We start from the raw sequence: 13,522 nt of genomic DNA, 5'->3' as shown, positions 1-13,522 counted from the left end.
AGAAGCTTATCTGGGGCCGGTCTTAGGGTCACCCTGAGTCTGGTAGATCATCCAAGCGGTCCGTAAAAAGCGGGAGGTTGCTGCGGAAGATAATATGCGGTGCGAGACGAATCATCGGAGAGGTCTTCTTGTCTTCGAGCAGATGCGTGATGAGGCTCTCAAACGCGACCTTTCCTTGTGTGAATGGCCGCTGGTAGAGGGTCGCAAGAATTTTGCCGGTTTCGATCAGCGGCACCAACTCCTGAAAGAGGTCGGTTGTTACTACCTGAATCTTTCCAAGCATGCCCTCTTCTTCGAGAGCCTGGAGGACTGGGATACTGTTTGCTGTGCTTATGTACAGGCCTTGTGGTTTGGAGTCGCCGTGGAGCAGCGTGAGAGTCTGTCGGTAAGCTTCCTTTGGGCGTTCATGAGATTCCACTGCGGGGAGCAAGCTGAGATGGGGAGCGATCATGGCAAGCGTGGCTGCGAAGCCTCTAAGCTTTTCGGCGTGGTCGAGCGTGGTGAGTTCTCCGGTGATAGTTGCGACGTTCGTCTTGCGATAGAGCTTGTGCGCGAGGAGCTCCGCCGCCAACGCACCGCTGGTATAGGCGTGTGCGGAGACCAGGCCAATGCGGTCACTGCCAGGTGCATCGCTGGCAACGCAAAGCATCGCCGTGCCGTGCGCGGTCAGGCGACGAATGACTGGATCAAGTTTTCTCGGATTGCCTGGCGTGAAGATAATGCCGTCGTATTTGTCCTTCAATCTTGCCTCCAGCAGTTCGACATCGCCCTGGCCGAGCCGCTGGTACTCATAAAAAGTGACTTTTACATGCAAGCCTACAGTTGCCTCGGCGGCAGCCCGTATCCCGGCTCGCAGTGGGTCGAAAAAGTGGGAGATCTGTTTTGGAAGAACGGCTGCAATTTCGATTCTTCGATTGAGCTTCAATGCCTGTGCCGCAAGATTGGGTTTGTAGCCCAGCTGCTCGGCTATCTGCAGAACGCGTGCTTTGGTCTTCGGGCTTACGCCAGTTCGTTCATGGAGTGCCCGATCTACTGTGCCGATCGAGATGCCGAGGGCCTGTGCGATGTCTTTGATGCCGGCAGTTTTAGAGTTGCTATTCATAGGGTTCGAAGATGGAGCAAGAGATGTAAGACCTATACTACGGCGCTAACCTATCGGCCGCGTATCTTCCGTTTTGGTTTACGCCGAGCCTACCGAGACTTCCGGAGCCAGTCAATCCTACAGCAGCAATTTGTTGCTGGTCCGGGCCATGTCGACCGTACGATCGGGGGGCGTGGTCGCTATCGCGTCCTGAAAAGCAAGCGAAGCAATTCCGCAAAGAGGAGTCCATGAGTCCGACAAGACGGGAGTTTCTACGTGGCGGCCTAGCATTGGCCGCTGTTCCAGCCACCACTCATGTCGCATTTACGGAACTAGCCGCTGAGCGCAACACGCTCTGGTATGCAACCGAGGCGAAACGGTGGCTGGAGGCGGTCCCCATTGGGAATGGCCGAATTGGCGGGATGGTCTTCGGGGGCGTTCGCAAAGAGCGCGTTGCCCTGACCGAGTCGACTGCCTGGTCGGGTGCAGCGAGCGAATCGGACGTGAACCCTGGGGCGCTCCAACATATCGGGGAGATACGCGAGCTACTTTTTCGGGGCGAGTACGGTGAAGCGCGGAAGATGTGTGAAAAACACCTTCTAAGCCACCCGACCTCGTTCGGCACAAATCTGCCTTTGTTTGATCTTTTGTTGGAGTTCGAGGAACCGGGGCATGAAACGGCTTATCGGCGGGTGTTAGACCTCGAGACCGGAATCGCAGGGGTCAAATATCGAGTGGGGCCGCATCTTTTCACGCGTGAGTCGTTCTGCTCCAACCCCGATCAAGTGCTTGTCCTGCATCTTGCAAGCCCTATCGCCGGACAGATCAGTTTTGCGGCGACATTCGATGGGATCAAGATTCCTGGTGCGGTGAACTCTCTCGGAAACGACACCCTTATCTTTCGGGGGAATGCCTTCGAGAGGCTGCACAGCAATGGGAATCAGGGCGTCGAGATTGAGTGCCATCTCCGTCTCCTGCACCAAGGGGGAGAGATTTCGGTGGGAAAGGATTCGCTGCAGGTAAAAGTCGCAGATGCAGTTACGTTGCTGGTCGCAATCGCGACGAACTATGGTGGCCGCAACCCAGGGAAGATCTGTGACGAGTCTTTGCAGGCCGCAGCCGTAAAATCCTACGCGGAGCTTCGTCGGAATCATGTTGCCGACTATCGAGAACTATTCAGCAGGGTTCGGATCGATCTGGGATCTCGGAGTGATGCTGCCAATATTCCAACGGATCAGCGGCGAAGGCTGTTGGAAGGGGGAGCCAGTGATCCAGAGCTGTGTGCGCTCTTTTTCCAGTATGGACGGTATCTGACTATCGCTGGCTCGCGTTCAAACTCTCCGCTTCCTCTTGCTCTGCAGGGAATCTGGAATGACGGGCTGGCATCCAGTATGGGTTGGACCGACGACTTTCACCTGGACATCAATACAGAACAAAACTACTGGCTCGCCGAGGTAGGGAACCTCTCAGAGTCGCAAGCTCCGCTCTTTGTTTTGACCGAGAAGCTGCGTCAGTCGGGCGGGAAGACGGCGGAAACGATGTACGGAGCGCCTGGCTGGGTCAGCCATGTGGTTACAAATCCCTGGGGCTTTACTGCACCCGGCTGGGGGCTGGGCTGGGGGATCTTCGTCACATCCGGTATCTGGATTGCACTTCAGATGTGGGAGCACTTTCGCTTTAATCCAGATATGGAGTTTCTTCGGGAGCGGTTGTATCCCATATTCAAAGAATCGGCCGAGTTCTTTCTCGCCTATATGGTGGAGCATCCAAAACACGGCTGGCTTGTGACTGGTCCATCCGATTCACCGGAGAATGCGTTCCGGGCGCCGTCGGGAGAGTACTGTAGCGAGTCGATGGGGCCGACTTGCGATCGGGTTTTGGTCTATTCACTCTTAAGTGTGTGTTTAGAGGCGGAGAAGTTGCTCTCAATTGATTCAGACCTCGGCAGCAAGCTCCAGCAGACACGAGAGAAGTTGCCGCCTCTACAGATTGGGCGTTACGGTCAACTGCAGGAGTGGCTTGAGGATTTTGAGGAGGCTGAGCCGAATCATCGGCACACCTCGCACCTCATTGCTCTTTATCCGGAGAACCAGATATCGCCGGAGAAGACTCCGGCGTTGGCAAAGGCTGCGCGCGTCACTCTGGAGCGGCGTATCCACCATCCGAAGTGGGAGGATACTGAATGGAGCCGCGCTAATCTTGTGAATTACTATGCCAGACTCTGGGATGGCGAAGCAGCCCATCAACATCTCATCGGCCTGCTCTCGAAGACAACTGAAGACAACCTGCTGACGTACTCGCGAGCTGGTGTGGCGGGCGCGTCCCAGAATATCTTCGCGATCGACGGCAACACTGCCGGCGCTGCGGGTATCGCCGAGATGCTGCTGGAATCGCAGGGGGACTCAATCCATCTTTTGCCTGCGCTGCCATCGGCGTGGCCCACTGGCAGTGTTAGTGGTCTTTGCGCACGAGGCGGATTTGAGGTTGATATGAATTGGCGATCGAACCGGCTCACACTGGCTGCGATTCGTAGCAAACGCGGAGGAGACTGCACGGTTCGGTATGGAAAAACTTTGAAGTCAATTCACGTAGAAGCAGGTCAGACAGTACGTCTTACGGCGAGATCGTTTGTGACGTAGCTAAGACGTCCGAGTCATGAACAGCGGGACGGTTTAGGCACTTTATGCGATAGGCCTGGCAGTGATAAGAGAGGGAGCGAATTGATGAAGATTTGGAGCTGGGGAATGAGAGATTTACGAAGCGATAAAGTTTTTTTCTGTGGTTCGCATTTGCTTCGAACCCGTTTTAACTTCGGTGTCTTGATCTGGATAGCCTCTGTCAGCATCGTCGCCCCACGATTTGTCCGGGCACAGTCGAACAATGCCACGATTCGCTTCGATAGTCGGACTCAGGTCTTTCGCATCGACGCCGGGGATATGTCCTATGTGCTCGGTATCAATGATAAGAAACAGGTGCAAACTTTGTATTGGGGAAAGAGGCTTAGCGCGGCGGATACCTTTGCAATGTCACACGCGGACCCTGGGATCTCTTCTTTTGATTCCTCGATCAACACTACGCGGCAGGAGTTTGTGGCCTGGGGTGGAGGTCTTTACGTTGAGCCCGATCTGAAAGTAGCTTTTCCGGACGGTAATCGAGATCTGGTTCTGCAATATGTCTCCCACAATGTCGACGGGAACCGATTGAGGATTCTGCTTAAGGACATTTCACGAGAGGTTTACGTCGAGTTGCAGTATCAGGTAGACGCAGCGACGGGAGTTCTTCGTCGATCGGCACAGGTGCAAAATAGGACTGCATCTTCGTTGACGATTGAACAGGTCGCTGCGGGCACTTGGAATCTACCGCGCGGGACCGACTATCGACTGCGTTACCTGACGGGGCGCTGGGCTGGAGAGTGGAGCCTGCACGAGCAGCTGATTCAACCCGGAAAGGCGATCCTCGAGAGTCGTCGAGGATCTACCGGCGATCAGAACAACCCGTGGTTTGCCATCGACCGAAATGGCTCGAACGATCAAGACAGCGGCGATGTCTGGTTTGGGGCGCTGGGATGGAGCGGTTCCTGGCAGATGAGCATCGAGCAGGACGAGATTCATCAGATCCGAGTTACGGGAGGGCCTAACAGCTTTGATTTTGGGTACAGACTGGCTGCGGGCGAGCACCTCCAGTCGACTGACTTCTATGCTGGTTATTCGCATGATGGCATTGGCGGCGCGTCGAGGCTGCTGCATCGCTTCGAGATCTCCAGCATCGTGCCGCATGGGACTGACGCGAAGCTGCGGCCGGTGCTCTATAACTCTTGGGAGGCCACGGAGTTCAAAGTGGATGAAGCTGGGCAGGAGACGCTGGCCGAAAAGGCCGCAAGTATCGGGGTCGAGCGCTTCGTTGTTGACGACGGTTGGTTTGGTCAACGCGCCAGTGATCGCGCCGGGCTGGGGGACTGGTATGTGAACCCAGTGAAGTTTCCACATGGCTTGAAGCCTCTGATCGACAAGGTGCATTCGCTTGGCATGGACTTCGGACTCTGGGTCGAACCTGAGATGGTGAACCCGGACAGTGATCTCTATCGCAAGCATCCCGACTGGGTTCTGAATTTCACTGGCCGGCCTCGCAGTGAGGGGCGCAATCAGTTGATGCTTAACCTGGCGAGGCCGGATGTGCGTGAGTATGTCTTCCAGTTTCTCGACAAGTTGCTTGACGAAAATGACATTGCTTTTCTCAAGTGGGACTATAACCGCAACTGGTCCGAACCGGGATGGCCTGCAGTAGCGCCCGAAGATCAGAAGAAGGTCTACATCAACTACATTCAGAACCTTTATTCGATTCTCGAAGAGTTGCGCGCGAAACACCCCAAATTAGAGATTGAAAGCTGCTCCGGCGGCGGCAGCCGAGTCGATCTGGGCATCATGCGATATACCGATGAGGTGTGGCCTTCGGATAACACGGATGCGTTTGATCGCCTGCTGATTCAGGATGGCTTCACCTATGCCTATGCGCCGGGTGTGATGATGGCGTGGGTGACCGACTCCCCTACGTGGGTGAATCAACGATCGCTCTCTCTTGAGTACCGTTTTCTCTCATCGATGCAGGGATCGCTGGGTATTGGCGCAAATCTCAACAACTGGAAGCCTGACGATTTTGCGACGGCAAAAAAAATGGTGGAACAGTACAAGCGGATTCGGCAGACGGTGCAGCGTGGCTCGCTCTACCGGCTAATTTCCCCGCAAAAGGGAAGCGAGCAATCTGTAACCGAGACTGTATCAGAGGATCAGAATCACGCCGTTGCGTTTGCGTTTCTGCACTCCAGCCAGATGCTTTATCCCTTTCCGCGCATTTACCTTCGTGGGTTGAGGCCGGACGCGATGTATCGGATTGCTGCGCTTGATGGGAAGCTTTCGGCGGATACTCCAGCGGTGGCGTCGGGGTCTTTCTGGATGCAGAATGGCGTGGATGTGGAGTTGCGGGGCGACTTCCAGGCCTGCGCCTTCACTCTGGAAAGGGTCGAGAGGTGAGCTCTTACCAGATGAGAGGTGCGATTGTTTCGCACATTTTTTTGGGGCTGGTGTGTGACGTTTTTGCAGGGGTTTTTGCGAAAAACGGGTGTTTTGAGGTGGTTTTTTGATGGTGAGAACGTGGTGGATTGCGTGGTAAACGTGGTGTTTTGGCAGTCACTTTTTCGGGGTGGAAAAATGCGCCAGGTTTTGGAGATTTATTTTCTTTGGCTTCCCGTTTTGGGAATGCGAGGGGGCAGCGCGGCCTGTTGATCCATCGAAAGTAGCCGAAAGTGGCTATGCTGAGCGTCGCTGAGGTGGTGCTGTTGCTGGGGGCTGCATCGTGAATGAATGGAGGGGTGGCTGGTGTTTATGGCCTATGCTGTCTGATGCCATGACCCTTGAGATGCCATGACCTTTGATGGGCATGATGATCGTGACGGAGGTTGCGATGTTCAACATTCGTACTATGCTTTCGGCGACGTTGATCCTGGAGGCTGTTCTGCTGGTTGCTTTGCCCGGGCGGGGGTTGCAGGACCAGGGCAAGGACAGCATGGCTGGGATGGACATGAGTGGCGGCAAGGGCAAGATGGGCGATATGGCTGACATGAAGGACATGGGGCCGAGCATGGCTGCCATGGCCGGCCATATGGCCGTTACTCCCGTGTTGCCGAAGCAGCCGGGCGATGAAGCGAAGGCGAAGGAGGTGGTGGCCCAGGCCAAGGCGGCGATGGAGCGGTACAAGGACTACCGCAAGGCCCTGGCGGATGGATACGTGATTGCGAACCCGAAGCTGGAACAGCCGCAGTACCACTTCAATAACGAGGCCAACGCACGTGCGTCCGATCTACACTTCGATCCAAGCAAGCCGACGTCCTTGCTCTACCGGCACACGGAGTACAAGCAGTACAGGCTGGAGGGGGTGATGTACACGGCGCGGCCGAACTCGACGGAGGAGGAGCTGAACGAGCGGATCCCGCTCAGCGTGGCGCGGTGGCATGAGCACATCAACTTCTGCGAGGCTCCGGCAGATCGTGTGAGGGACTATCAGGCTGCGCATCCAAAGTTCGGCATGTTTGGATCGATCCATACCAGAGAGGCCTGCGAGGCCGAGGGCGGGATCTTCCATCCTTATCTGTTTACGTGGATGATCCACGTCTTTCCCTATGAGAGCAACGTGAAAGACGTCTTTTCGATGAACGACGACGTTGCGCATGTGCATTGAGGCGGCTTAGGAGGTCGTGAAGGCGAGACGGGTGGTGGCCTTGCGCGAAGTGAGCGCTATTCGTTGGCAATCATCTCGCGAACTTCTGCGAGGTGCTGCTGGAGCTGGGCGATCTTTTGGGGCCAGGAGCCTTCGGGGTCGGGGTAGGGCTCATCGGCGGCGAAGCGACGCTGGGCTTCGGTGAGGCCCTGGGTGATGTGGGCCAGGCGCTCTTGCAGGGTGGGGCCACTCATGAGGAGAGCCTATCACTTTGGCTGACCGATGAGGAGAGAGTTCTATTTTGAGAGAACGAGGGATTTGAGGTGGCTTCCGTCGTAGTAGAACTGGTTTGCGGTGCCTACCAGTTTTTCGTAGACGAAGGACTCTCGTGAGATGGTCACTTTTTTAGAGCCGTAGAGGTTCTGGTAGCTTCCGGGGTGGAGCTTCCAGACGACCATGGGGGCCGCGACCTGGGTGGGAGGGATGACGGATACGGTGACAGGGCTGTTTTTTTTCAGGTAGACGAGGGTGAGTTGTTCGAGCTGGCTGGTCTGCTCGCCTGCTTGTGCGGGGTTGCGCTGGATGAGGGCGAGGAGGTACGAGGTCTTGCCTTTGGGGTAGAAGTTTCCGGAGGTTACTCCGGGGCATTCGCCGGGGTGGTTGCCCTTCCATCGTTGCGGGTCGGTGCCGGCGAGATCCTGGGGTTGCAGGATGGTCCAGTTGTCCTGCTCGACGGCGGCGCGGATTGATGGAGGGAGGTTGTTCAGGCAGTCCTCTGCGCGGACGTGCGCCGAGAAGGAGAGGAGGCTTGCGAAGAGGATGCCTTTTGAGATGCTCATGGTACTAGCTTCGTCTGCCCTGAGAGGTTTTAGCGATACTACCTTTAGGGGAGGGAGGCGGGTCGCGCGCGCCTTCGCACGAATGCCCACGTCTTCGAAGTCGGAATCGAAATCGAGACATGGGCACGCGGATTGATGAGCGCTCGGAGGTATCAGTTCGACCGGCCGACTTAGAGGTTTCGAGCTCTGTTGCCGGTGACGAGGCGAAGGAGCAAGGTGAGAAGGACTGCGCCGACGATGGCGACGATGACGGTGTAGATAAGGCCGCCTGATCCTGCATAACCGAGCTTCTGCATGATGAAGCCGCCTATGACGGCTCCGATGATGCCGATGACGATGTCACCGATTGCGCCGTAGCCGCTGCCCTTCATGAGCTTGCCGGTGAGAAAACCAGCGATGAGGCCAACAATGATCCACCAGATGATAAACATTTCGAACTCTCCTGAGAATTGAGATAGGGGCCCGGGCAGCTGTGTCGGAGTGGCGTTCGGATCGATACCTGCGGCTCACATCCGGGGGGTGCAATCTTTCAGAGGACATTCCGTTCCGGCGAGTTGTTCGTATGCAGCATTTTGTGCCCAGATTTGTTTCGTAAGTTTCGGAGAAGCTTATCAGTATCGGGGGCTGAAGGGAAAGATAGTTAAAGGCAACACGTTTTGGAAGAAGGGCTAGCTATTTATCAAAGCTGGTCATTTATCCAGGCTGGTTCTTTATCGAATCGACGGGTGAAGAAGATTTGCGCTTCCGCGGGGTGAATGTGCAAAGCTATACGGGAGAGGGCGATAGGTAATTTATGACGAATCCCTGGCTCCATTGGTGGACGGATTCGGCGTCACTGCTGCAACAGCCGACGTTTCCGCGCCTGATGCTGGCATTGGTTCTCGGCGCCTGCATTGGAACGGAACGACAGTGGCGGCAGCGTGCGGCGGGGCTGCGCACGAATACGCTGGTGTGCTTTGGATCTGCGGCGTTCGTCGATCTGGGTTCGACGATCGCGCCGGGAACGACGCAGGTGATCGCATACGTGGTCTCCGGCGTGGGCTTTCTGGGTGCGGGGGCGATTATGAAGGACGGCGGCAATGTGCGCGGATTGAATACGGCTGCCACGCTATGGTGTTCGGCCGCTGTGGGCGCATGTGCCGGTGCGGGTGAGTTGCTCGATGCGGTTTTTGTGGCGGTGTTGCTGGTGGCGATCAATTCGGTGCTGCGTCCGCTGTCGCGCTATATCGATCAGCGGTCTCTGTCGGTGCTGGAGACTCACACGTTTTATCGGCTGAGGCTCTTCTGCGAGACGGAGTTTCAAGGGGAGGCGCTGTATCAATTGACCCGCGAGATCGCGGCGCGTTCGCTGGTATTGCGAAAGACGATCTCGGAGCAGGTTGAAGATACAGACAACTCGGTGATCCAGGTCATTCTTGAGTCGCCTGCGCATGACGCCACTCTTCTGGATGGAATCGCTGAAGAGCTGCGGGAGTTTCCGTGGACTCAATCGGTGGAGTGGACCGAGACCGGGAGCGAGGCGGAGTAGCTGTTCCTCTGCCACATTCTGATGCCTGTCACATTCTGATGTCGTGTTCTCCGACGATGGTGAAGGCCGGGAGGAGGTTGGTCATGATGAGGAGGTCTCGGACCTTTTTGCCGATGTGGCGGAGTTCGAGCTCGCAGCCTTTGGTGCGGGAAGAGACGTAGAGGCGGACGAGTGCGCCCAGGCCCATGCTGTCCATGTGGGTGAGGTGGGAGAGGTCGAGGATGAGGCGCCGGTGGGTGGGGAGGAGCTGGGAGACGGGAGCGTAGAGGAGCTCGGTGTGGCCCGCTACCAGTTTGCCGTGACAGCGTATGACGGCTGTGTTGCCGTGGTCTTCGATCTCGAGCGTGAAGGGCGGCGGGGTTGTGGATGCAGGCATGGGTGCTCCTTTGGGAGCCCATTCTATCGCTCGGAGTGGGAGAGGATTCGTGTTTTTGCGCGAATGCCCGCTCGCGGTGAGATTGCGGTATGGGCTGACCGGCTTTGACAACTTATTTGCAGCGTTGTAGGTTTCATCTTATTCACAGATCTACCTGGACCTGCAACGCAGTTGTTCCGGGCCTTTCTCGCGGTCTCGAGTTACTCACGACTTTTTGGAGGCGAAGATGTACTTTTCCGGTTCGTGTGTTAGACGGGGTGTGTTTTGCTGCCAGGCTCTGATTGCGTTCCTCGCCGTGGGCTGTTCTCACCCGACGATGATAGTGACAGGGCCTGGGCCTGCGGGGACCGCGCCCTCATTACCGGGACTTCCTTTTTATACGAAACATGGCGTGTGCAAGAGGGAGACGGTGTGGCTGGAGCCGCAGTACACGCTTAGTATCTCCGTGACTGCTGACAAACAGCTTCCGGTTACGAAGACGATGACGGTGACGCGGCAGGCTTATCTGAACGATGAAGTTCAGACGCTTATCACGTCGATGAATGCTTTGTCGGGCGAACACAAGGTTGATGCGAACGACGCCAGTGCATGTCCATCGAGCGTAGGGGCTATCTGGGATAGAGTAGCTGCTAACAAGTCGTACTCTCCTGTTGCGGCGTTGGAGACAAGTGGTGGACTAGGGGCTGCTGAAGCGGTCGGCAATATTGTTCGGGTAGGAGATAGTGCAGCGGTTGTTACGGAGGTGGACTACAAGAATGTCTACTACCTGAATACGAAGTCTCCGTGGATTGGGACGGCGCAGGTGAATGCGAAGCTGGGTAGCGATGGGACACTTACAGAAGCAAGTGCACAGGTAGACGATGAGACCTGGTCTACGATTCTGAATGCCGCTACCTCTCTGGTAGGCGATTTTCTTGGTGGGGGGTCTGGTGCGAGCGCTCCTGCGGCAGCGGCTGCTCCTGCGACTTCTGGAGTGGCTACGCCCGCTCTAGTGCCGGAGAGGGTAAGGTTTTCCTGTCCAGCGCTGCCAGGTTGGCCGACGCCTACGGGGTCTTTCAGTTATAAGTACAGTCTGACGACGACCGTCTATAAGCATGATCATACGGAGTTGTCAGGGTTAGATAAGCCTTGCGAGACGACCCGGGAGGGTGTTGTGGGTGGCAACTTTACGGTTGTCGCAGAGGCTATGGATGCGCAAGAGAAGAAGGATGACTCGGATACCATCTCGGTCAAAGGAGCGATCAAGCTGCCTAAGAAGAGTTCGGCTGATAAGGCTAAGGGGACAGCAGGGAAACAGGAACAGTAACTTCCATGTCGCAGAATCCCTTCTAAGAATTAGCGTACTTCCAGGCAACTCTCTTTGTGCATTAAATTATGCCTCCGAAAAGGCAAAGAACTGGCTGGCGAGACTTCCATCCTGAGGAGAGGATCTTGTGAGAGAACCATCTATCGCCCCGCAGTCAGTTCGATCTGATGGTCTTTGCTGGCTTCATGGGCGGTTGAAGAACGCGGCATGTGGCTACTCCCTCGGCTGTGTTGTCGCGGCGAACAACCCATAGTCCTCCTGAAGGCTTTACCGAAGGCGCTTTCGGATTCGTAACCAAGCGATGAGGCGATTACGGAGATGGAATCGTCTGAACTCTTCAGCCTGTCTCCGGCCAGCAGCATGCGCCAGCGCGTCAGGTACTCCATGGGGGTCGCCCCCACCGTCTCTTTGAACCTTAGAGCAAAGATCGATCGCGACATACCGACACGCTCGGCCAGTTTTTGCAGTGTCCATGGATGCCCCGGATCGTCGTGCATGCAGGTGATCGCTGCGCTCATCTGTTTATCTGCCAGCGCAAAGAGCCAGCCGGCGCCCCTTGTGGTCCCATCTGCCAGGTGCAGTCGAAGAGCTTGAACGAGCATCATGTAGGCGAGTTGTTGCGCGATCAAAGAGCTGCCCGGCTGCGGGTTGCGCACCTCCTCCTTCATGCGTTCCAGCGACCAACGCATCGTCGCCTTATCCGACTCTTTCCGGATGTGCACGATGGGTGGCAGAGAGCTCAGCAGGATGTCGGCGTGACTGCCGGTAAGTGCAAAGTGGCCGCCGACGATATAGTGCTCCCTTCCTTCGTGAGGTGCCGCGGCATCACCGTTCTTCAGCGCTTCAAGAAGCACGCGATAGTCGACCGGCGTGAGGGACAGGTTCGTGGAGAGGCTGAAGGGCAGCCCACGCGGCAAAAGGAAACACTCTCCTGTTGTAAGGAGTACGGGTTCCGGGATGCCTTCCACAGACAGCCAGCACTGGCCTGAGACCACGGCATAGCACTTGATGCCCTGATGCTTTGGAAACTGGATGGCCACATCGCCATCCACCGGAAAGCCGCCCGCCGAATAACTCTGAGGTTTGAGCAGCGACAAGACATCTGAGAGTGGGTCCATACAGCCTCCGGACGATTGAACCGGTAATGCGGACTATCAGTATAGATCGTATGCGTCTATGGCCCATCTAGCTAAGGACAGGCCGCCAATCAGCAGCGTCCTCAACCGAAGTAAAGGAGAGTTCATCATGCGTATTTTTCTCACTGGCGCTACCGGCTTTATCGGTTCGGCCATTGTTCCGGAGCTCATCAAGGCGGGCCATCAGGTGCTCGGATTAACGCGGTCTGAGGAGGGCGTTCAGTCTCTGACCGCGGCCGGAGCCGAGGTGCATCGGGGCAATCTTGAAGACCTGGAAACTCTGCGCCGTGGAGCGGCCGTGTCGGACGGCGTCATCCACTGTGCCTTTGATCACGACTTTTCGAACTTCGTCGCGATCTGTGAGAAAGACCGAAAGGCCATCGAGGCGATGGGCGACGTGCTTGTCGGCTCGGACCGCCCCCTGCTCATCACCTCCGGGACCGGAATGGGGAACGCTGCTCCAGGTCAACTCGCAACCGAAGACCATTTCGATCGCAACCACCCGAATCCACGCAAAGCTTCGGAAGTAGCAGGGGCTTCCGTAGCCGAGCGGGGGGTGAACGTGTCGGTGGTGCGTCTTCCTCAGGTCCACGACACGGTCAAGCAGGGCCTGATCACCTACGCGGTCCAGCTGGCTCGTGAGAAGGGAGTCTCGGCGTACATAGGGGACGGACTCAATCGCTGGCCAGCGGCGCATGTTCTCGATGTTGCCCATCTCTACAGGCTTGCGTTGGAGAAGGACGAAGCAGGCAGCAGGTACAACGCGGTCGCTGAAGAAGGAATCTCGATGCGGGAGATCGCTGAGGTCATTGGCCGGGGCTTGAAGGTGCCCGTGGTCAGCCTCTCTGCGGAGGAGGCGCCAGCTCATTTTGGCTGGATGGCGATGTTCGCGGGCTTCGATATGCCAGCTTCAAGCACGCTAACCCAGCAACGGCTGGGATGGCATCCGACCGGCCCTGGCTTGATTGCCGATCTCGAACAGATGCACTACTAAGCTGAACAGATTGCGTGCCGGCAGGACTTCGCGATGCTGGTGCGCATGGCTG

General features: G+C 56.6%; 12 protein-coding genes. 6 read left to right on the top strand and 6 right to left on the bottom strand.

The genetic code is table 11. The features are described 5' to 3' along the window. Nucleotides 1-28: 28 nt before the first annotated feature. Nucleotides 29-1,102 carry a LacI family DNA-binding transcriptional regulator gene (locus HDF09_RS07845; RefSeq protein WP_183764316.1) on the bottom strand — a complete coding sequence of 358 codons (1,074 nt, stop codon included), beginning with the start codon at nucleotides 1,100-1,102 and terminating at the stop codon, nucleotides 29-31. 227 nt (nucleotides 1,103-1,329) lie between these two features. Here HDF09_RS07845 and HDF09_RS07840 point away from each other — a divergent pair, with 227 nt between their 5' ends. From HDF09_RS07840 to HDF09_RS07830, 3 genes are all read left to right on the top strand, one after another. Continuing rightward, nucleotides 1,330-3,720, top strand: a complete 2,391-nt coding sequence (locus HDF09_RS07840) for a glycoside hydrolase family 95 protein (RefSeq protein WP_183764313.1) — start codon at nucleotides 1,330-1,332, stop codon at nucleotides 3,718-3,720. A gap of 105 nt (nucleotides 3,721-3,825) precedes the next feature. After that, a complete protein-coding gene (locus HDF09_RS07835) occupies nucleotides 3,826-6,108 on the top strand; it encodes an alpha-galactosidase (RefSeq protein WP_183764310.1) in 2,283 nt (760 codons plus the stop codon). A 400-nt stretch (nucleotides 6,109-6,508) separates the two neighbouring features. Continuing rightward, the gene (locus tag HDF09_RS07830) at nucleotides 6,509-7,312 is read left to right on the top strand and encodes a hypothetical protein (RefSeq protein WP_183764307.1); all 804 of its coding nucleotides are present in this window, start codon (nucleotides 6,509-6,511) and stop codon (nucleotides 7,310-7,312) included. A gap of 56 nt (nucleotides 7,313-7,368) precedes the next feature. Here HDF09_RS07830 and HDF09_RS07825 read toward each other — a convergent pair whose 3' ends face one another. The 3 genes from HDF09_RS07825 to HDF09_RS07815 form a co-directional block, all read right to left on the bottom strand. After that, a complete protein-coding gene (locus tag HDF09_RS07825) occupies nucleotides 7,369-7,545 on the bottom strand; it encodes a hypothetical protein (protein ID WP_183764304.1) in 177 nt (58 codons plus the stop codon). Nucleotides 7,546-7,587: 42 nt separating this feature from the next. Then, nucleotides 7,588-8,130, bottom strand: coding sequence for a hypothetical protein (locus HDF09_RS07820; RefSeq protein WP_183764301.1), 543 nt, complete (start codon nucleotides 8,128-8,130; stop codon nucleotides 7,588-7,590). Nucleotides 8,131-8,300: 170 nt separating this feature from the next. Beyond that, entirely contained in the window at nucleotides 8,301-8,561 is a 261-nt protein-coding gene (locus HDF09_RS07815) for a GlsB/YeaQ/YmgE family stress response membrane protein (protein ID WP_183764298.1), read from the bottom strand. Between the two features lie 362 nt (nucleotides 8,562-8,923). On the opposite strand from HDF09_RS07815, the gene HDF09_RS07810 reads away from it, so the two are divergent. Next, on the top strand, nucleotides 8,924-9,658 hold the full coding sequence (locus HDF09_RS07810) for an MgtC/SapB family protein (protein WP_183764296.1): 735 nt from the start codon (nucleotides 8,924-8,926) through the stop codon (nucleotides 9,656-9,658). Between the two features lie 28 nt (nucleotides 9,659-9,686). Here HDF09_RS07810 and HDF09_RS07805 read toward each other — a convergent pair whose 3' ends face one another. Then, nucleotides 9,687-10,034, bottom strand: a complete 348-nt coding sequence (locus HDF09_RS07805; protein ID WP_183764293.1) for an STAS domain-containing protein — start codon at nucleotides 10,032-10,034, stop codon at nucleotides 9,687-9,689. Between the two features lie 391 nt (nucleotides 10,035-10,425). Between HDF09_RS07805 and HDF09_RS07800 the strand changes: the two genes are divergently transcribed. Then, entirely contained in the window at nucleotides 10,426-11,340 is a 915-nt protein-coding gene (locus HDF09_RS07800) for a hypothetical protein (RefSeq protein ID WP_183764290.1), read from the top strand. A gap of 140 nt (nucleotides 11,341-11,480) precedes the next feature. Here HDF09_RS07800 and HDF09_RS07795 read toward each other — a convergent pair whose 3' ends face one another. Beyond that, nucleotides 11,481-12,458 carry an AraC family transcriptional regulator gene (locus HDF09_RS07795; protein WP_183764286.1) on the bottom strand — a complete coding sequence of 326 codons (978 nt, stop codon included), beginning with the start codon at nucleotides 12,456-12,458 and terminating at the stop codon, nucleotides 11,481-11,483. A gap of 127 nt (nucleotides 12,459-12,585) precedes the next feature. Here HDF09_RS07795 and HDF09_RS07790 point away from each other — a divergent pair, with 127 nt between their 5' ends. After that, a complete protein-coding gene (locus HDF09_RS07790; RefSeq protein ID WP_183764283.1) occupies nucleotides 12,586-13,470 on the top strand; it encodes an SDR family oxidoreductase in 885 nt (294 codons plus the stop codon). The last annotated feature ends 52 nt before the right edge of the window (nucleotides 13,471-13,522 follow it).

Origin of the sequence: Edaphobacter lichenicola, from assembly GCF_014201315.1 — a bacterium.
Lineage (GTDB): Bacteria > Acidobacteriota > Terriglobia > Terriglobales > Acidobacteriaceae > Edaphobacter > Edaphobacter lichenicola_B.
The sequence above is the reverse complement of the archived record's forward strand: the minus strand, read 5'-3'. Positions and strand labels throughout refer to the sequence as shown.

Coding starts and splice junctions, on each gene's coding strand:
- HDF09_RS07845 (WP_183764316.1), bottom strand. CDS start 1,102: ATGAATAGCAACTCTAAAACTGCCGGCATCAAAGACATCGCACAGGCC.
- HDF09_RS07840 (WP_183764313.1), top strand. CDS start 1,330: ATGAGTCCGACAAGACGGGAGTTTCTACGTGGCGGCCTAGCATTGGCC.
- HDF09_RS07835 (WP_183764310.1), top strand. CDS start 3,826: ATGAGAGATTTACGAAGCGATAAAGTTTTTTTCTGTGGTTCGCATTTG.
- HDF09_RS07830 (WP_183764307.1), top strand. CDS start 6,509: ATGGGCATGATGATCGTGACGGAGGTTGCGATGTTCAACATTCGTACT.
- HDF09_RS07825 (WP_183764304.1), bottom strand. CDS start 7,545: ATGAGTGGCCCCACCCTGCAAGAGCGCCTGGCCCACATCACCCAGGGC.
- HDF09_RS07820 (WP_183764301.1), bottom strand. CDS start 8,130: ATGAGCATCTCAAAAGGCATCCTCTTCGCAAGCCTCCTCTCCTTCTCG.
- HDF09_RS07815 (WP_183764298.1), bottom strand. CDS start 8,561: ATGTTTATCATCTGGTGGATCATTGTTGGCCTCATCGCTGGTTTTCTC.
- HDF09_RS07810 (WP_183764296.1), top strand. CDS start 8,924: ATGACGAATCCCTGGCTCCATTGGTGGACGGATTCGGCGTCACTGCTG.
- HDF09_RS07805 (WP_183764293.1), bottom strand. CDS start 10,034: ATGCCTGCATCCACAACCCCGCCGCCCTTCACGCTCGAGATCGAAGAC.
- HDF09_RS07795 (WP_183764286.1), bottom strand. CDS start 12,458: ATGGACCCACTCTCAGATGTCTTGTCGCTGCTCAAACCTCAGAGTTAT.
- HDF09_RS07790 (WP_183764283.1), top strand. CDS start 12,586: ATGCGTATTTTTCTCACTGGCGCTACCGGCTTTATCGGTTCGGCCATT.